Here is a 16,509-nt window from a genome sequence, read left to right on the forward strand (position 1 = left end):
ACATCCGTGTCCGCACCGACTACCGCCCCCACCGACCCGGCAGTGCTGCGCCGGGCGTTCGCCCACTTCCCCTCCGGACTGGTCGCCGTCGCCGCGCTCAGCCCGGCCGGACCCATCGGGTTGCTCGTGTCCTCGTTCACCTCCGTATCGCTCGATCCGGCGCTGGTGTCGGTGAGCATCGGCCGTTCATCGTCGACCCTGCCCCACCTTCGCGATCAAACGCATTGGGGCATCAGCATCCTCGCCGAGGACCAGGAATCGCTCGCCGAGCAGTTCCGGCGCCCGGCGGCCGAGCGGTTCGCCGACATCGGGTGGAGTTCGACGCTCGACGGCGCGGTGCACCTCCACGGCGCCGCCGCGGGCTTCACGACGCGGCTGGACCGGCTGATTCCCGCCGGAGATCACTCGATCGCGCTACTCGAGGTCGTCGACCACTTCGCCGCGGAGGCAAACAACCCGCTGCTGTTCCACCGCAGCCGGTTCCACCGGATCGTCCGGGAGGGTCTCGCATGAGCGGCGCACCCCTGCGGCTCGCCGTCGAGATCGACGACCGCTCCGACCGTCGCTGGGTCGAACTCACACCGTCCGCCCCCGACGACGTCGAGCGATTCGCCGCGCCGACCTTGCGCGACGCAGCACAGCGCACGGCCCGATCGCCGCTGCCCGCCTTCGTCGACCTGGACGTCTACCTTGCGGAGACCGTGTCGACGGCGTTCGCCGGGTACGCGCGTCTCCATCCCGAATGGACTCCCGGATCTCCCACCGAGTCGCTAGTCCACGCCGGTACCGCGTCCACCCTGGCCGGGTTGCTCTGGGACATCTGGGCGGCCCGCGTCGCCGACGGGGTCACTCTCCGGTCGGCCGACCCCCACCTGGTCCGGCGGGTGGTGAGCGAGGTGCTTCCGCTGCTCACCGTTCGCGGTCTGGCGGTCGAGACGAGGTCGACCGCGTCGGTGGCCTGAGCAACGCGCCATCAGCCCGGGGAGACCACACGGCCGGCCGGACCCACTACTGTCAGGTGTGTCCCGTCTGGCAGGAGTGATGACATGGTCGATCTGGTCGTCTCGCCAGCGCACCAGAAGCTGCGCGACCGAGTCCACCGATTCACCCGGTTCGACCTGTTGCCCGCACCGTCGGTGCAACGCCGTTTCGCCCGCGATCACGACACCGGCGACCCGGTCGCCGAACGTTTCGTCGCCGAGACCTATCACGGCGCGCTGGGACCGGAGCGTTCCCGGGAACTCCTCGACGAGGCGCTGCGGGTCGGCGTCGACAACGTGCCCGACGCCCCGGCGTCGATGCGCGAACTGTTCGCCGAGTTCGAGACCATCCCCGACTGGGTCGATCCCGACCTCGTCGAGCGCGGAGCGGCCGTCTGGCGCCGGTGGGGCTACAGCCTCGGCGCCGTCGGCAACGCGGGAACGATGGACACCTACACCGAGGCGTCGCTGGCCGTTCCGCTCTCCCTCTCCGGCGGCTATGCCGGGGCCAGCGCGTTGCACCGCTACTTGGAGACGAGCCGCTGGTGGCTCGAAGTCTGCCGGCCCGGCGCCGCGCTGACTCCGGGCTCGCGCGCACGGGAAGTCTCCTTGAAGGTCCGCGTCATGCACGTGTCGATCCGCGCCCGTGTCGCCGAGCATCCGGAGTGGGATCGCGCCGCCCACGGGCTCCCGATCAGCCAGAGCGAGATGATGCTGACGCTGCTCGGCGGCAGCGTCGGGCCCGCGCTCGGCCTGTACGCGCTCGGCTTCCTCACCTCCCCCGCGGAGATCCGCGCCGTGCTGCATTTCAACCGCTACCTCGGCCATCTCGTCGGCTGTCAGGTCGACGAGATGTATCCGACGTCGGTCGCCGACGGTGTGCGGCTCCTCTACTTCTTCGACGCGACGCGCAAGCACGACTCCGGAGATCTCGGGGCCGAGCTGGTGGAGGGTTTCGTTCCGTCCTTCGAGCCCGATTCCGACCTGCGCGGCATCGCCCGGATACGGGCGAAGTACCACTTGCAGTTGCAGGCGGGCTACACGCGTCTGTTCATGCTCCCGTGGAATCGGCGCGACTACCGGTTGCCCTCGGGCTGGCCGGGGTTCGCGCTACTGGTCGGGCGCGCGCCGCTCGTCGCCGTGGCCGAAATCCTGCGCAGGCTCGTCCCGGCGATCGACCGGCGGTGGCAGGACGCCCAGATGCGGCGATGGTGCCGGTGGCATGCGTGGCACCTGGGTCAGCGCGAGGAGCGTTTCGACGCGAGCCAGCAGTTGCGGCGCTAGCCGTCCCGGTGATTCTGCTGCCACCCGCGCCGGATGAGTTCGGCCAGCACTTCCTCGTCGACGTCGGAAAGCCGCTTGACGTACAGGCAGCCCTTGCCCGTCGTATGCGGACCCAGCCGGTCGAGTAGATCGGTGTTGCTTCCGTAGAAGGTGAGCCCGTAGAGCGTCAGCGCCTGTTTGCGCGGCGCCAGCCCGACGGCGAACCATTCGTGCTGCTTGCCGTCGGCCGTCGTGTAGGGCTGATCGCCGAAGCCGATCATCGACGGCCCCCACATGACCGGCTCGACGCCGGTGACCGTGCGCATCAGTTCGACGACGGCCGTCGCGTCCGCGCGCCTGCGCTCGTCGCCGACCTTGCCGAGGAAATCCGCGACGGAGGCGGTGGTCGGTCGTGTGCCTGACATGCCTAGGCTCCCCTGTCGTCGAGCGCCTCATGGCGACCGCGTTCGGCCGCCACCGTACGAGCGAGGATCGCTCCGCCGGATTCGGTCAGCGCGCGCTTCCACGGCAGCGTCCCCTCGATCTCGATCTGAATCGACCAGCTGAGCACCGTCCGCAACAACACGATGATTGCCAGGACGCCCACGTTCTCCAGCGACGGCTCCGACGTGATCGTCCGAATCAGATCGGCGGCGACGAGGATCTCCAGGCCCAACAGAATCGAGCTGCCCACCGCGGTTCGCAGCACCTGCAGGGCGCCGGCTTCTCCGCGGACCAGCCGGGACAGCCACAGGTAGAACGAAACGAGGAAGCCCACGACAATCGCGAGCACGCCGACGGCTTCGAAAACCGTGGCGACACCGTCGAACACCTCGTGCAGCCTCATGTGCACGATCTTAGGCCGCGGCGGCGACGGTCAGCCGGATATCGCCGACCTCTCGTGTCGCCCGGCTCAGCTGGCGTACCGGCCGGACGCGATGGCCCGGGCGCGCTTCTTCGCGGCCTCCTCCTCGCGATTCTTCGGCGGTGCGGTGGTGACGAGCGCGTCCAGCAGATGCTGGGTGCTGTGCGCGATCTCGGCCACGGCCCGATCGAATGCCTCTTGGTTGGCCTTGGAGGGCTTCGTGGTTCCGGCGATCTTCCGGACGTACTGCAGTGCTGCTGCGGTCACCTCGTCCGAACTGGCCGGCGGATCGAAATTGTGCAGGGTGTGGATGTTGCGGCACATGGTCTTCACGCTACGCCGGACCGAATGCGACGACAACGGTCTTGACGGGGTGCCAGAATCGCTGACGTGCTCATCTCCACACCGATCGCCGAAGGCATCCGCGCCGGCACCGTCACCGCGCAGTACCGCTGCTGGGACTCGCCCAAGGTGCGGGTGGGCGGGACTCAGCTGACTGCCGCCGGGGTTGTTCGACTCACCGCCGTGACACGGGTCGACGACCTCGGCGGGCTCACCGACGCGCAGGCGCGCGCGGCGGGGATGGCCGACGCGGACACCTTGCGGACCGCGTTGCGCAAGAGCACCCGCGGTGCACACGTCTACCGCATCGACGTCGAGTGGGCCGGCGAGGATCCACGTATCGAGCTGCGCGAGTCCATTCCCACCAACGAGGAATGCGAACAGATCGCTCGCCGTCTCGCGCGACTCGACCGCCGCGAATCCGGGGCGTGGACTCGCGACATCCTGACCTGGATAGCCGAGAACCCACGAGTGGTGTCCACCAGACTGGCCGAGCTGCGCGGTGTCGAGCGGGCGCCGATGAAGACCGACATCCGGAAACTCAAGGGGCTCGGGCTGACCATCAGCCACGACGTCGGCTACGAGATCTCACCCCGCGGCGCGGCCTATCTCGCCTGGCTCGCCTCACGGTGAAACCGCGCCGGGGCCCGCCGCGTCAGCCCACGATCAGCGGTTCGAGCAGGGCGCGCAGCGGCTCGGCGTCCGGCCCGACGACCGTTGTACCCGCGATCGAGGCGCGCGACGCGGCAAGCCATTCGCCGCCGGTGAGCCGGTCCAGCGCCAACCACCTTCCGCCCCGCATGGCGATGAGCTGCAGCAACATCGTGCCCGCGCGCCCGTTTCCTTCGCGGAACGGATGAATCGCGTTGTAGTCGGCGTAGATCCGGGCAAGCCGGTGGCCGAGTGCCGTTGGGCTGTATCCATCGGCACAGGCCAGGGCCTCGGTCACGTCGCGGTCGGTCCGGGCCATTCCCGCCGCGATCTCGTGCACGGCGGCGAACCGCGTCCCCCGCTTGCTGATGTCGATCGTCCGCGGCTCCCCGGCCCAGGAATAGACGTCGGCGAACAACGCGCGGTGCACATCGCCGACCGAACGCACGGCAACCGGCTGGGTCAGCAGGCGGACAGTGCGTCCGGCCACCACCGCGTGCTCGGCGCGCGCCAAGACCTGCATCGAGGAGATGTCCAGGTTGTTGTCCAGCACATCGGTGCCGCGGATCAGATAGGGCCGCCGACGGGCCAGCACCGGGGTGCGCCGCGGCACGTCGTCGACGTATCTCCGCCGGCACCCGGCCAGGTAGTCGCCCACGCTGATCGCGCCCCCGGCCAGCGAACTCAGTGCGGCGATCTCCTCGTCGTCGGGTTCCCAGCCTTCGAGGCGCTGCGCGGCGACGGCCCACGCGGCGACCGTCGCCGCGCCGATCGCCGTCGTCATCGAATCTCCGTCGCCGCGACGTAGGCGAGTACCCGCTGGGCACCCATGACCTCGCGGCCCGCACCCCTCAGCAAGGCCCGTTCATGGGGCGCCAACTCGCTCAACGCGACGACGTCGCCGACCGACCGTCCGCCCATCCAGCGGTCGCGGCGCAACGCCCAGCGCAGACCGGTCGCCGCGGTGAGCGCATGCGTCAGGGCGGGCCAGTCGATGTCGGTCAGCACCCCGTCGGGGGCGGTCAGGCGCCCCTGCGTCGAGCGCTCGCCCGAGTCGCCGAGGACGGATTTGAGCCGCGCCAGCCGCACGATCGGATCCACCACCGCTTGCTTGATGTCGACCGTGTCGGCGCGCCGGGTCAGCACGGCGAGACGAGCGGGCACCACCTCCCGCACCGCGGAGCAATCCTGTGCCATCGCGGCCGCCAGGGCCGGATGCCGTCGACAGGCCGCGAGCATCGTCTGCGCCAGCCAGGACGACTCCCCCGTGCCGGTGACGGGCAGGGCGTCGAGGGTCAGCCCGGCCATGACGACACCCCGGTCCGTCGCCGGATCCGCGGCCCAGGAATCGGTGGCCTCGCGCCAGCCCTCGTCGGTACGGCAGCAGCGCGCACGGCTGCCGATGGCGCCGTTCCCATCGGGCGCGATTCCGGCTCGTTCGAGCACGTCGTGCACGTCGGCGGCCGCCGCGAGAACGTCCCGGCGCCGGTCAGCGTCGGGGCCGAAGCGGATCAGCGTTTCGACGTCGGCACCGGGCAGGCCCTCTCCCCGGGCGCAGCTCCCGGTGACGAACCACTCCCATTCCACGCCGGCGGGCGCCCCGATGACCCGGACGGCGGCGGCGACCGCCTCCACGACCAGCGCCGACCACCACTCGGCGGCCTGCGCCGCATCGGCCTGACGCGCGGCCATGGCCAGGACGTCCCGTGCCGATCGAATCGACTCGGATAGGCCGATCCGGTCATCCGCCTGGGAGATCGCGGCCACGGCGTCGCCGGGCGCTGGACGTTTCATGAGCATGATTGTCCCTGCGTGAACTCGCAGTTCGCAATCGGAACGGCGTCGGGCAACGGCATCGTAATGCCGAGTTTTCGCCGGAGTTACCGCGCGCCGTCCACCGTGACCCGGACGATCCGATCGTCGCCCGCGCCCGGGGTGCCGCGCCCGTCGGTGTTGTTGGTCAGCACCCAGAGTTCACCGCCGGGCGTCACGACGACGTCCCGCAGCCGTCCGAATTCGCCGGCATACCGGTCGGCGGAGGTGGCGGTATCGTTCAGCGGCACGACGCGCAGCCTCTCGCCGCGCAGATTCGCGATCACGACGGCGCCGCCGACGACGGCGATTCCACTGGGACTCGCCTCGTCGGTGGGCCAGGTGATCAGCGGGTCCGTGTACTCCGGCGCACGGTCCCCGCGTTGCCTTCCCTCGACGGCCGGCCACCCATAATTCTTGCCTGCCTCGATCTGGTTCAGTTCGTCCTCGGCATCGGCTCCGAATTCGGACGCGAACATGCGTCCGTCCGCCGACCAGCCGATCCCCTGGGAGTTTCGGTGGCCCAGCGAGTACACCAGGGACCCGGGAAACGGGTTGTCCGCGGGCACCGCGCCGGTCGGTGTCATGCGGAGGATCTTTCCGGCCAGCGAGGCGTGTTCTTGCGCGAGGCCCGGGCGTCCGGCGTCACCGGTCGTCGCGTAGAGCATCCCGTCCGGGCCGAAGGCGATCCGGCCGCCGTTGTGATAGGTCGCCGACGGAATACCGCGCAGGATCGTTTCGCCGCGCCCGAGGGCCAGCGAACCCGCTGTCCCCGTGATCGGATACCGGGCGATCCGGTTCTCCGAACCTCCCGTGTAGTAGGCGTAGAGGTGGCGCTGGCGCACAGCGATCCCGAGCAGGCCGCCCTCACCCGTCCCGTCGACGCCGTCGACCGTCGCGACGACGCGCGTGCCGACCTCGTCGTCGATCTCGAGGATGCGCCCGGAGTCGCGTTCGCTGACGAGCGGAACCCGGCCGAAGAAGGCGATCGACCAGGGTGCGGCCAAACCCATTGCCACGACGTGGGTTTCACTCGCGGTCGCGGGACCGGTCCGGGTCGGAAGGGGATCATCGGGCGCGGATGGACCGCCGCACGCCGTCGCGACGACAGCGACGAGAACCACCGATATCGATGCCAACAAGGTCCGGGTGGTCCACACCCCTCCCATTGTGCCGACTGAAAGCGCCGCAGCGCATTGAAGCGACACCGCGCCGACTCATTTTCCGCCGAGTGGGCACCTCACCTACGCCCAGTGGGCACCTCACCCCCGCCGACTGGGCACCTCACCCCCTCCGACTGGGCACCTCGCCCCCGCCGACTGGGCACCTCGCCCCCGCCGACTGGGCACCTCGCCCCCGCCGAGTGGGCACCTCAGTCGTCGACCGCGACGCGCTCACGTCGCCGGTGCGCCAACCCCAGTAGCGCGTATCCGACGGCGATCCAGAGGACGAGCGCCGCGAAGGCTTGCGCCGACCCCGCGCCGATCAGCTTTCCGTCGGCGAAGAAGGCCGCACCGCGCAACGCCGTGCCCGTCGCTCCGAGCGGCAACCATTGGCCGACGCTCGCCCAGATCCCCGGCAGGAACTCCGGCGGCGACCCGATCCCCGCCAGCGGCATGCCGATCAGCATGAAGAGAACGACCGCCACGCCGATTCCACCGACTCCCACGAGAGTCACGAGCCCGGCGATCGCCGCACCGATCGCCAGGATGCCCGTCGACATGGCGAAGGCCTGAGACCAGAATCCGCCGGGGAGGACACCGACGGCCATGGCCGCGCCGACGCTCGCCCCACCGATCGCCGCCGCACCGACCGGCAACAACGCCGCGGTGAGCCCGGCACGGCGCGTCAGCTGGGGCAGCGCGATGCCCAGGATGGCGCCGGCCATGAAGACCGGCATGACCATCGCAGCGAAGCCCGCCCCGCGCGGATCGTCGGGGGCCGGCGGCGCGACGTCGACAACCCGGGGTTCCGGCGCTCCAGGTCCACCCCCGGCGGCGATCCGAGCACCGAGCTGGGTGATGAGTTGCGCGGCCGCGGGCCCCGCGCCCGAGGCGATCACCGTCGACGGATCGGGACCGGGAACGACGCCGCCGTACACCTCACGATCGCGCACCGCCTCGTGCAGTTCCTCAGCCGAGGCGAAGCTCCGGACCTCGAAGGCACCGGGCTGGCGCGCCTCGAGCGTGGCGCCCATCTTCGTGACCATCGCGGGTGGACCGACGACACCGATCGGCAGGTCGTGCGGCGCGCCTCGCGACGCCGGGCCGATGAACATCAGCAGGATCAGCGGGATCGCGATCGACGCGCCGACGATGACGCCGACCAGCTTCTTCACCAGATGATCGTCCATCCCCACTCCTTCAACAGTTGTTGAACTACGACGGTAGGACGAACGACCGGCGATGTCAACGATTGTTGAAATCCGCTACCGTGGAGTCCGTGGCAACCCCGACCGGCCGACGCTCAGGCCCCAGCACCGCGCGCGACGACATCCTCGCCGCCGCGCGGGATCTGTTCGCCAAGAACGGCTTCGCCAGCACCAGCATGCGCGCGGTCGCGACGCGGGCGAACGTCGATGTCGCATTGATCCCCTACTATTTCGCGAACAAGCGCGGGCTCTTCGTCGCCGCCATGGAGTTGCCGATCGACCCCGGCACCATCGTCGCGCAGGCGGCGACCGGTCCACGGGATCAGCTCGGCCGGCGGCTGGTCACCTCGTTTGTCACCGTGTGGGACGACGAGCTCACCGGCACCGCCCTCCAGGGGTTCCTCCGCGCGGCGATCTCCGACGACGCGATGTCCCAGAACTTCGGCGGATTCGTGTCTGACGCCATGGTGCCGCTGGCATCCGCCGAGATCGGCGTGAGCACCGACACCGTGCGCGCCGTCGTCAGCATGCTGTTCGGGCTGGCGACGATGCGCTACCTCGTCGGCGTACCAGCCTTCGCCGAGCCGTCGGGCGCCGACCTGATCGAGGTTTTCGCCCCGCGCGTTCAGGCTGTCATCGACGCCGAGTAGGCCGGGCTCGTTACTCCCCCGCCGCGACTGCGAGCGCCCGCCCGGTCAACGACTTCTCGCACTCGGGCAGCGCCGCAGGGGGCCCGGCGAACAACAGGGTGCCCCCGTCGGAACCGGCTCCCGGCCCGATGTCGATGACGTGGTCGGCGCACAGGGCGTTGATCCGGTCCACATCGCTCGGATGCAGGCCGGTCGTTGGTTCGTCGAGCACGATTCGCTCGTGTTCCAGCGCGGGTGAGGCGCAGAGATGTCGCGCCAGCAGCAGCCGCTGCTTCTCACCGCCGGACAGCGTGTCGAGGGATTGGCCGACCGCGATGTAGCCGAGACCGACCCGCTCCAGCCACGTCATGGCAGTGGCGATGGCGGCATGGCCGGCGAATACCTCCCCGATGCGCGGTGCCGGCATGTGCAGGACGTCGGCGATCGAATGGCCGTCCAGTTTCGCCGCTAGCGCGGTGTCGTTGAATCGGGCGCCGCGGCACACGTCGCAGGGCATGGACACATCGTCGAGGAAGGCCAGCTCGGTGGTGATGAACCCTTTGCCGCCGCAGGCCGGGCAGGCACCCTTGGAGTTGAAGCTGAACCACGACGGCGCGAGTCCGGACGCGGACCCGAACGCATCGCGCACGTCGTCGGCGACACCGAGAATGCTCAGCGAGGTCGATCGCACGCCGCCACGCAGGGGGTCCTGGCCGACCACGGTGAACTCCGGGTGCTGACGTGCGAGTTCGTCGGTGGCCAGCGAACTCTTCCCGGAACCGGCGACGCCGGTGACGGCGGTCAGCACCTCCAGCGGAATGTCGACGTCGAACCCGGTCAGGTTGTTCGCCCGGGCGTTGGTGACCGTCGCGCGACCTCGCGAATCACGCACCGTTTTCTTGACGCGAAGCCGGCGAGCCAACAACCGGCCGGTCAGCGTCGCGCTCTGCCGAAGATCGGCGGGCGAACCTTCGAACTGCACCTGGCCGCCGTCCGCCCCCGCTCCCGGTCCCATATCGATCACGTGGTCGGCGGCACCGATCACCTGCTGGTGGTGCTCCACCACCAGGACGGTGTTCCCGGCATCCCGAAGGCGCAGGAGCAGCTTGTTGAGCCGTTGGACGTCGGCGGGATGCAGTCCCGTGGACGGCTCGTCGAAGACGTAGGTCACGTCGGTCAGCGCGCTGCCGAGGTGGCGGACGATCTTCACGCGCTGCGCCTCCCCTCCCGACAGGGTCCCGGACTGCCGGTCGAGCGAGAGGTAGCCGAGCCCGACCGACAGCAACGCGTCGAGCGTGTGCCGGATGTTCGCCAGCGCCGGCGCGATCCGGGGAACGTCCATCTCGCCGACGAGCGCGCGCAGCTTCGCCACTGACATCGACGACCAGTCGACGATCGATCTGCCGTCGATCAGGCTCGCCCTGGCGGCGGCGTTGAGCCGCGCTCCGCCGCATTCTGAGCACTGGCGTCGAGTCATCAACCGGTCCAGTTCTTCGCGCACCGATGCCGAGATCTTCGTCGGGTGGTTCTTGACATAGACATCGCGCATCCTGGTCACGACGCCGTCGAAACGCGCGGTCTGCGGGAACTCCGGATCCGGATTCGGGAGCTTCACCTGGTCGGCGTAGAGGAACAGCGTCATCTCTTCGGGCGTGTAGTCCTTGAGCGGCTTCTTCCGGTCGACCAGCCCGCAGTGGGCGAATCGCTTCCACCGGTACACGCCCGGGCGGAACTGGCTGAACCGCACGGGCCCCTCGTCGATGTTCTTCGACGGATCGATCAACTCGTCGACATCGATGTCGACGACCGTGCCGAGGCCTCGCAGACCGGGCACATCCCGGACGGATCGTTGAACGAATAGGACGGTGAGTACCCGGCCGACGGCTCGCCGATCCGCGAGAAGACGAGGCGCAGCAGCGGTGCCACGTCGGCCGCCGTGGCCACCGTGGACCTCGCGTTGCCGGTGAAGCGCCGCTGATCGATCAGCGCGGTGAAGGTGAGACCGGACATCGACTGCACCTCTGGCGCGGGCATCTGCGGCAGCCTGTTGCGGACGAATACCGAATACGAGTCGTTCACCAGGCGCTGGGCCTCCGCGGCGATGGTGTCGAGCACCAGCGACGACTTACCCGACCCCGACACCCCGGTCACGACGGTGAAAGCCTGTTTGGGCACGTCGACGGTGACGTTGCGCAGGTTGTTCGTCGTCGCCCCGACGACGCCGATGATCTCCTCGCGGGCCATGGTGCAACCGTAACGAGACCTCTTCGGCGCGTCCGCCGGTTCAGTCGTTGGCGATGTCCAGGCGCTCGGCGATCCGGGCGATAGCGGTCGCCAGCTCCACGTCGGCGTCGGTGAGCTGCCCCACCGCGTGCGTGATGACGGTGAACGTCACGGTGCCGTACCGGAAGTCGATGTCCGGGTGGTGATTGGCAGCCTCGGCGGCCTCGACCGCTTCGGTGACGAGATTGAGGCCGCGAACCATCGATTGCGTCCGGTATTCGGCGCGCAGCGCTCCCTCGGCGACATGCCAGGGCGCTGGCACCGCCTCCGCGGCTTCTTCCGCCGTGAGTTTTCGGTAGCGGTCGGTAGTCATGTGCGCCTCCATTGCCTCGCGATACGTCCCACCTTCCTTGGTACGCCCCTCTCGCGGCGTTCTGGTGCTTTCGCCCGTATCGCACGAGACGCTAGCGTTCGATCGCCAGCCCGTCGTCGTCCAGCACGACCCTGGTATCGATGCGAAGCCGCTCCAGGAAAGCATCGTCGTGGCTCACCACGATGAGCCCGCCTCGGTAGGCGTCCAAGGCGTCGACCAGTTCGTCGATGCTCGCCAGGTCCAGGTTGTTGGTCGGTTCGTCGAGGATGAGGAGCTGATTCGGGGGGTCCGCGAGCAGCAACCGGGCGAGGGCCACCCGGAATCGCTCGCCGCCGGAAAGCACGCCGATCGGCCGCAGTACGTCGTCGGCGCGAAACAGAAACCGTGCCAGTTGGGCGCGAATCTCGACGGCCGGAGTGTGCTGGGCCGTCTGGCGGACCGCCTCGAAGATCGTCGATTCGTCGTCGAGGTTGTCCAGCCGCTGCGGCAGGTAGCCGATGCGGCCGGTCTGAGCGATCGCCCGGACGCGGTCCTCGTCCGACTCGTCGTCGGCGAACAGTGACTCGAGCAGCCTGGTCTTGCCGATCCCGTTGCGGCCGGTGAGCGCCACGCGCTCGGGTCCGGCGATGACGATCGGATCGTGCCGCCCGTCGTGCAGTTCGGCGAGGCGCCGACCGGTCGAGACACCGGGATCCGGCAGATCGATGCGAATCCGGGCGTCGTCGCGCAAGCGCGCCTCCTGGCTGTCGAGTTCCTCCCGCGCAGCCTCGACCCGTCCGTCGAGCTGACCGCGGAGCTTTCCGGCCGAGACCTGCGCGCTGCCCTTGAGCATGTTCATGATGATCTTCGGTTTGCGCTTGTTCTCGAAGTCGGTCTTGGCGTACCGGCTGCGCCTGGCCAGCTTGGTCTCCGCCTCGACGCGCTGGCGCTTCTCCTTCTTCAGCTCCTGCTCGGCGGACCGGACGGCCTGCTGGGCAGCGGCCTGTTCGGCGGCGACGTACTCGCGGTAGGCGCTGAACGGACCGCCGAAGACGGTCATCGAGCCCGACCGCAACTCGGCGGTCTCGTCGAGGAGGTCGAGCAGGGTCACGTCGTGGCTCACGACGATGAGCGCACCCGACCACGCCGTGACGGCGTCGTAAAGTCCGTGCCGGGCCTGGCGGTCGAGGTTGTTCGTGGGTTCGTCGAGCAGCACCACCTCGTCACCCGCCAAGCGCAAGCCCGCGAGCGCGGCGAGCACGGTCTCGCCGCCGGACAGTTGGCTGACCGGACGGTCGAGACCGATCGAGCTGAGGCCCAGCACGTCGAGCGCGGCGCGGGCACGGGACTCGGCATCCCAGTCATCGCCCAGTTCGTCGAAGCGGCGCGGGTCGGTGTCACCGGATTCGATGGCGCGCAGGGCGTCGAGGCGGACGCGGATTCCCAGCAGGTCGGCCACCGTCGCGTTGGTCTTGAGGGTCAGCTGCTGCGGCAGATAGCCAACAACGCCGTCGATATCGATCCGGCCGGATGACGGCGTCAACTCTCCGGCGACGAGTCGCAGCAGCGTCGACTTGCCGGAACCGTTGGTCCCGATGAGGCCGGTGCGCCCGGCGCCGAACGCCGCGTCGACGCCGGTGAATACGGGCGTGCCGTCGGGCCAGGAGAAGGAGAGGTCGCTGAGTACGACAGCAGGGTTGTGCGGGATGGACATGGAAACTCCGGATCGTCGAGTGGCGCGCTGACGATTCGAGCCTCCGGTGAGAGGCGTCAGGTCAGCGCAGGGCTACAGCGCGATCCCGATTGAGCACAGCGAATCCTTCGTCGACGACATGTCCGCGCCCGACGCTACGCCCACATGCCGATGACGGCCACCGATTTATTCGGCCCCGGCGCCGACCGTGGCCAGCATTAGCTCATACGTTCGACACATCGCGTATTCTGGTCGCATGGTCGACGGTTTCCAGGGCTCGCTTTTCGACGCAGCCGTGTCCGGCGAGGCCGGTCCGGAACTCGGCGGCCTGGAGGTTGCTCATCGCGTCCGGCTCGATGCTCGCGCGTGGGTGGACGTGCGGCCCGGATGGCTGTCCGGGTCGGTCGGGTTGTTCGAGGAACTCGTCGATCGTGTTCCCTGGCGAGCCGAGCGGCGCGAGATGTACGACCGCGTCGTTGACGTGCCGCGTCTCGTCGCGCACTACATGGCGTCCGATCGCCTTCCCGACCCGCTGCTCGACGAGATACGTGCGCGCCTGAGCGACCACTACCGCCACGACCTGCCCGACGGATTCGCCACAGCGGGACTGTGCCTCTACCGCGACGGCTCCGACAGCGTCGCCTGGCACGGTGACCGCATCGGACGTGGCCGCCACGCCGATACGCTCGTGGCGATCGTCTCGCTCGGAACTCCCCGCTCGTTGCTGCTGCGGCCCCGCGGCGGCGGCAGATCCCGCCGGTTCACCCTCGGCTCGGGTGATCTCCTCGTGATGGGCGGGTCGTGCCAGCGCACCTGGGATCACGCCGTGCCCAAGGAACGGTGCGCGGGTGCCCGGATCAGCGTCCAGTTCCGTGCGCCCGGGGTCTGGTGAGGCGCCCAGCCGGCTCCGAAGCCCTACTGCCAGACGATGAAGCCGAGTGCAACCGCGACGATCAGTATCGTCAGCACCAGAATCGGCCACGGGCCGGGCAGCGGCCCGCCGGCTTCGAGCGCGCGATCGACGCGACGCCATCGCACGAGACCGGTCACAGCGGCGAGCGCACCCATGAGGACCAGCGCCGAACCGATCGTGGTGCGGGCGTGCGGGTTGTCGAAGGGGTCGAAGATGTGCAGGACGGCGACGCCGGCCGCGATGAGGCCCATGGACGTGCGCAGCCACGCCAGCATCGTTCGTTCGGCCGCCAGGGTGAATCGGGCGTCGACGGCCCCGGGGACGACCGCTGGGCCGTCCGGATCGTCGGCATCGCCGTGACGCGCGTCAGACATCGTCGGTAGACCTCCTGTTGCGTTCACCGGTCGCCAGTCCTCGACAGCATGGCACAGCCCGGTACCGAATCCGCGCATTCGGTCTCGCCGTCACCCGCTCGGCGTGAACCGCTCGCCGTGTTCCGACCGCGCGTCCCTTCCGTGTGCCAGTGTTAGCGCACGGGCCGACGCGCGTCGGACCGCCATCGGCCAAGGGAGTGGCAATGACCGCCAACGGCAGCTATCCGTTCGACGACGTGCAGGACTTCAGGGATGCGGATCGAGGCCTGACCGCGACGCTCGACGTCGCTGCGATCACGAATTCAGCCGGCCAGGCGATCTGGGACTTCGACTCGTACGCCTTCCTCGACGGGGAAGCGCCCGACACCGTCCACCCGAGCCTGTGGCGGCAATCGCAGCTCACCGTCAAGCACGGCCTCTACGAGGTCACCGACTCGATCTATCAGATTCGCGGATTCGACCTGTCGAACATGACGGTCGTCGAAGGCGACACGGGCATCGTCGTCATCGACCCGCTCATCAGCACCGAGACCGCTGCCGCCGCTCTCGCCCTCTACCGCGAACACCGGGGCGACCGACCGGTCGTCGCGGTGATCTACACGCACTGCCACGTCGACCATTTCGGCGGCGTGAAGGGCATAGTCAGCCAGGAGGAGGTGGACGCGGGAACGGTCCAGATCATCGCCCCCGAGGGGTTCCTCGAGCCCGCGATCGCCGAGAACCTTTACGCCGGAACGGCCATGTCCCGCCGCGCGGGCTACATGTACGGTGCCGCACTCCCCCGCAACCCGCGGGGCGGGGTCGGCGCCGGACTGGGACAGACCACCTCGACGGGCACGGTCACTCTGATCGAGCCGACGGTCGACATCACCGCGACCGGTCAGGAATTGACCGTCGACGGCATCCGGATGGTGTTCCAACTCGCTCCCGGCACCGAGGCACCGGCCGAGATGCACTTCCATTTCCCGGACCTGCGCGCGTTGTGCATCGCCGAGAACGCCACCCACACCTTGCACAACCTGCTGACTTTGCGCGGCGCGGTGGTCCGCGACCCGCACGGATGGTCGCACTACCTCGGTGAGGCGATCGAGATGTTCGCCGACGACACCGACGTCGTTTTCGCCTCCCATCACTGGCCGACGTGGGGCGCCGAACGCGTCCGCCACTTTTTGCAGACCCAGCGCGAGATGTACGCCTACCTGCACGACCAGACGCTGCGGATGCTCAACCGGGGATTCACCGGACCGGAGATCGCCGAGCAGTTCCAGTTGCCGCCGAAGCTCGACGAGGCGTGGAACACCCATGGCTACTACGGGTCGGTGAGCCACAATGTGAAGGCGATCTACCAGCGCTATCTCGGGTGGTTCGACGGCAACCCGTCGCGCCTGTGGCAGCATCCGCCAGAGGCGGCAGCGGTGCGCTACGTGGAGTTCATGGGCGGCGCAGATGCCGTCGTCGAGAAGGCGCGCAAGTCTTTCGCGGAAGGCGATCTGCGGAGGACGGCGCAGGTCCTCGACCATGTCGTGTTCGCCGAGCCCGAGCACGAAGCTGCCCGCGCACTGCTCGCCGACACGCTGGAAAAGCTCGGCTTCGGCTCCGAGAACGGCCCGTGGCGGAACTTCTTCCTGTCCGGCGCGATGGAACTGCGGACCGGCAATTTCGGCACCCCCACCGCGGCCTCGGGCTACGACATCGTCAGCCACCTGCAGCCGGAGATGTTCATCGACGGACTCGCCATCCAGATCGACGCGGCGAAAGTCTGGGACCTCGACATCACGACGCGCTGGGTGTTCGGCGAAACCCGGTTCGTGACCCGCCTCCACAACGGGGTCCTGCTGCGCAGCCGCGATCGCGACGACACCGAAGTCGCCGCGACGATCACCGTCCCCGACGGGGTGCTGGTGCACCTGGTGACCGGCGACATCGCCGCCGCACAGGCAGCGGGACTGAAGGTCACCGGGGACGCCACGGTGCTCGGCACGATCCTGGGAGCGCTGCAACGACCCGACCCCGACTTCAACATCGTGACGCCCTGACCGGG

At 69.0% G+C, this 16,509-nt stretch carries 19 protein-coding genes; 7 read left to right on the forward strand and 12 right to left on the reverse strand.

The window, feature by feature from the left end; all coding sequences use genetic code 11:
* Positions 1-6: 6 nt before the first annotated feature.
* The 3 genes from GOARA_RS14990 to GOARA_RS15000 all read left to right on the forward strand — a co-directional run bounded on the left by GOARA_RS14990 (position 7) and on the right by GOARA_RS15000 (position 2,264).
* On the forward strand, positions 7-513 hold the full coding sequence (locus tag GOARA_RS14990) for a flavin reductase family protein (RefSeq protein ID WP_007323252.1): 507 nt from the start codon (positions 7-9) through the stop codon (positions 511-513).
* Entirely contained in the window at positions 510-962 is a 453-nt protein-coding gene (locus tag GOARA_RS14995) for a uroporphyrinogen decarboxylase/cobalamine-independent methonine synthase family protein (protein WP_007323253.1), read from the forward strand. Before GOARA_RS14990 ends, GOARA_RS14995 begins: the two co-directional genes overlap by 4 nt.
* 84 nt (positions 963-1,046) lie before the next feature.
* A complete protein-coding gene (locus GOARA_RS15000) occupies positions 1,047-2,264 on the forward strand; it encodes an oxygenase MpaB family protein (protein WP_007323254.1) in 1,218 nt (405 codons plus the stop codon).
* Here GOARA_RS15000 and GOARA_RS15005 read toward each other — a convergent pair.
* From GOARA_RS15005 to GOARA_RS15015, 3 genes are all read right to left on the reverse strand, one after another.
* Positions 2,261-2,668 carry a DUF1801 domain-containing protein gene (locus GOARA_RS15005; protein WP_007323255.1) on the reverse strand — a complete coding sequence of 136 codons (408 nt, stop codon included), beginning with the start codon at positions 2,666-2,668 and terminating at the stop codon, positions 2,261-2,263. The genes GOARA_RS15000 and GOARA_RS15005 overlap by 4 nt on opposite strands.
* 2 nt (positions 2,669-2,670) lie before the next feature.
* On the reverse strand, positions 2,671-3,090 hold the full coding sequence (locus GOARA_RS15010) for a DUF1622 domain-containing protein (protein WP_007323256.1): 420 nt from the start codon (positions 3,088-3,090) through the stop codon (positions 2,671-2,673).
* 66 nt (positions 3,091-3,156) lie between these two features.
* Entirely contained in the window at positions 3,157-3,432 is a 276-nt protein-coding gene (locus GOARA_RS15015) for a DUF2277 domain-containing protein (RefSeq protein ID WP_007323257.1), read from the reverse strand.
* Positions 3,433-3,498: 66 nt separating this feature from the next.
* Here GOARA_RS15015 and GOARA_RS15020 point away from each other — a divergent pair, with 66 nt between their 5' ends.
* A complete protein-coding gene (locus GOARA_RS15020; protein ID WP_007323258.1) occupies positions 3,499-4,083 on the forward strand; it encodes an ASCH domain-containing protein in 585 nt (194 codons plus the stop codon).
* Between the two features lie 22 nt (positions 4,084-4,105).
* Here the strand turns inward: GOARA_RS15020 and GOARA_RS15025 are convergent, their stop codons facing one another.
* The 4 genes from GOARA_RS15025 to GOARA_RS15040 form a co-directional block, all read right to left on the reverse strand.
* The gene (locus GOARA_RS15025; protein ID WP_007323259.1) at positions 4,106-4,885 is read right to left on the reverse strand and encodes a Fic/DOC family protein; all 780 of its coding nucleotides are present in this window, start codon (positions 4,883-4,885) and stop codon (positions 4,106-4,108) included.
* Positions 4,882-5,895 (reverse strand): putative nucleotidyltransferase substrate binding domain-containing protein, encoded by a 1,014-nt coding sequence (locus GOARA_RS15030; protein ID WP_170265448.1) that lies wholly within the window; start codon positions 5,893-5,895, stop codon positions 4,882-4,884. The genes GOARA_RS15025 and GOARA_RS15030 overlap by 4 nt, the downstream gene beginning before the upstream one ends.
* Before the next feature lie 86 nt (positions 5,896-5,981).
* Positions 5,982-6,926 carry a PQQ-dependent sugar dehydrogenase gene (locus GOARA_RS15035; protein WP_007323261.1) on the reverse strand — a complete coding sequence of 315 codons (945 nt, stop codon included), beginning with the start codon at positions 6,924-6,926 and terminating at the stop codon, positions 5,982-5,984.
* A gap of 359 nt (positions 6,927-7,285) precedes the next feature.
* Positions 7,286-8,266 carry an ABC transporter permease gene (locus GOARA_RS15040; protein WP_007323262.1) on the reverse strand — a complete coding sequence of 327 codons (981 nt, stop codon included), beginning with the start codon at positions 8,264-8,266 and terminating at the stop codon, positions 7,286-7,288.
* A gap of 89 nt (positions 8,267-8,355) precedes the next feature.
* Between GOARA_RS15040 and GOARA_RS15045 the strand changes: the two genes are divergently transcribed.
* The gene (locus tag GOARA_RS15045; protein WP_245548435.1) at positions 8,356-8,934 is read left to right on the forward strand and encodes a TetR/AcrR family transcriptional regulator; all 579 of its coding nucleotides are present in this window, start codon (positions 8,356-8,358) and stop codon (positions 8,932-8,934) included.
* A gap of 10 nt (positions 8,935-8,944) precedes the next feature.
* On the opposite strand, the gene GOARA_RS15050 is transcribed toward GOARA_RS15045, so the two are convergent.
* The 4 genes from GOARA_RS15050 to GOARA_RS15060 form a co-directional block, all read right to left on the reverse strand.
* Complete coding sequence (locus tag GOARA_RS15050) at positions 8,945-10,747, reverse strand: excinuclease ABC subunit UvrA (RefSeq protein ID WP_007323264.1); 1,803 nt, start codon at positions 10,745-10,747, stop codon at positions 8,945-8,947.
* Positions 10,693-11,157 carry a P-loop NTPase family protein gene (locus GOARA_RS20435; protein WP_007323265.1) on the reverse strand — a complete coding sequence of 155 codons (465 nt, stop codon included), beginning with the start codon at positions 11,155-11,157 and terminating at the stop codon, positions 10,693-10,695. Before GOARA_RS20435 ends, GOARA_RS15050 begins: the two co-directional genes overlap by 55 nt.
* A 40-nt stretch (positions 11,158-11,197) precedes the next feature.
* A complete protein-coding gene (locus tag GOARA_RS15055; protein ID WP_007323266.1) occupies positions 11,198-11,509 on the reverse strand; it encodes a 4a-hydroxytetrahydrobiopterin dehydratase in 312 nt (103 codons plus the stop codon).
* A 91-nt stretch (positions 11,510-11,600) separates the two neighbouring features.
* A complete protein-coding gene (locus tag GOARA_RS15060; protein ID WP_007323267.1) occupies positions 11,601-13,202 on the reverse strand; it encodes an ABC-F family ATP-binding cassette domain-containing protein in 1,602 nt (533 codons plus the stop codon).
* Between the two features lie 235 nt (positions 13,203-13,437).
* On the opposite strand from GOARA_RS15060, the gene GOARA_RS15065 reads away from it, so the two are divergent.
* Positions 13,438-14,073, forward strand: a complete 636-nt coding sequence (locus tag GOARA_RS15065; protein ID WP_007323268.1) for an alpha-ketoglutarate-dependent dioxygenase AlkB — start codon at positions 13,438-13,440, stop codon at positions 14,071-14,073.
* 23 nt (positions 14,074-14,096) lie between these two features.
* Here GOARA_RS15065 and GOARA_RS15070 read toward each other — a convergent pair whose 3' ends face one another.
* The gene (locus GOARA_RS15070) at positions 14,097-14,468 is read right to left on the reverse strand and encodes a YidH family protein (protein WP_007323269.1); all 372 of its coding nucleotides are present in this window, start codon (positions 14,466-14,468) and stop codon (positions 14,097-14,099) included.
* Positions 14,469-14,671: 203 nt separating this feature from the next.
* Here GOARA_RS15070 and GOARA_RS15075 point away from each other — a divergent pair, with 203 nt between their 5' ends.
* On the forward strand, positions 14,672-16,504 hold the full coding sequence (locus GOARA_RS15075; protein WP_007323270.1) for an alkyl/aryl-sulfatase: 1,833 nt from the start codon (positions 14,672-14,674) through the stop codon (positions 16,502-16,504).
* Positions 16,505-16,509 lie beyond the last annotated feature (5 nt).

The organism is Gordonia araii NBRC 100433 (assembly GCF_000241265.1).
GTDB lineage: Bacteria > Actinomycetota > Actinomycetes > Mycobacteriales > Mycobacteriaceae > Gordonia > Gordonia araii.

Bases quoted from the DNA above. Each gene is read 5' to 3' on its own strand.
- GOARA_RS20435 (WP_007323265.1), bottom strand. From the start codon at position 11,157: ATGGCCCGCGAGGAGATCATCGGCGTCGTCGGGGCGACGACGAACAAC.
- GOARA_RS14995 (WP_007323253.1), top strand. From the start codon at position 510: ATGAGCGGCGCACCCCTGCGGCTCGCCGTCGAGATCGACGACCGCTCC.
- GOARA_RS15015 (WP_007323257.1), bottom strand. From the start codon at position 3,432: ATGTGCCGCAACATCCACACCCTGCACAATTTCGATCCGCCGGCCAGT.
- GOARA_RS15030 (WP_170265448.1), bottom strand. From the start codon at position 5,895: ATGAAACGTCCAGCGCCCGGCGACGCCGTGGCCGCGATCTCCCAGGCG.
- GOARA_RS15005 (WP_007323255.1), bottom strand. From the start codon at position 2,668: ATGTCAGGCACACGACCGACCACCGCCTCCGTCGCGGATTTCCTCGGC.
- GOARA_RS15065 (WP_007323268.1), top strand. From the start codon at position 13,438: ATGGTCGACGGTTTCCAGGGCTCGCTTTTCGACGCAGCCGTGTCCGGC.
- GOARA_RS15010 (WP_007323256.1), bottom strand. From the start codon at position 3,090: ATGAGGCTGCACGAGGTGTTCGACGGTGTCGCCACGGTTTTCGAAGCC.
- GOARA_RS15055 (WP_007323266.1), bottom strand. From the start codon at position 11,509: ATGACTACCGACCGCTACCGAAAACTCACGGCGGAAGAAGCCGCGGAG.
- GOARA_RS15025 (WP_007323259.1), bottom strand. From the start codon at position 4,885: ATGACGACGGCGATCGGCGCGGCGACGGTCGCCGCGTGGGCCGTCGCC.
- GOARA_RS15075 (WP_007323270.1), top strand. From the start codon at position 14,672: ATGACCGCCAACGGCAGCTATCCGTTCGACGACGTGCAGGACTTCAGG.
- GOARA_RS15060 (WP_007323267.1), bottom strand. From the start codon at position 13,202: ATGTCCATCCCGCACAACCCTGCTGTCGTACTCAGCGACCTCTCCTTC.
- GOARA_RS15040 (WP_007323262.1), bottom strand. From the start codon at position 8,266: ATGGACGATCATCTGGTGAAGAAGCTGGTCGGCGTCATCGTCGGCGCG.
- GOARA_RS15000 (WP_007323254.1), top strand. From the start codon at position 1,047: ATGGTCGATCTGGTCGTCTCGCCAGCGCACCAGAAGCTGCGCGACCGA.
- GOARA_RS15070 (WP_007323269.1), bottom strand. From the start codon at position 14,468: ATGTCTGACGCGCGTCACGGCGATGCCGACGATCCGGACGGCCCAGCG.
- GOARA_RS15035 (WP_007323261.1), bottom strand. From the start codon at position 6,926: ATGGGTTTGGCCGCACCCTGGTCGATCGCCTTCTTCGGCCGGGTTCCG.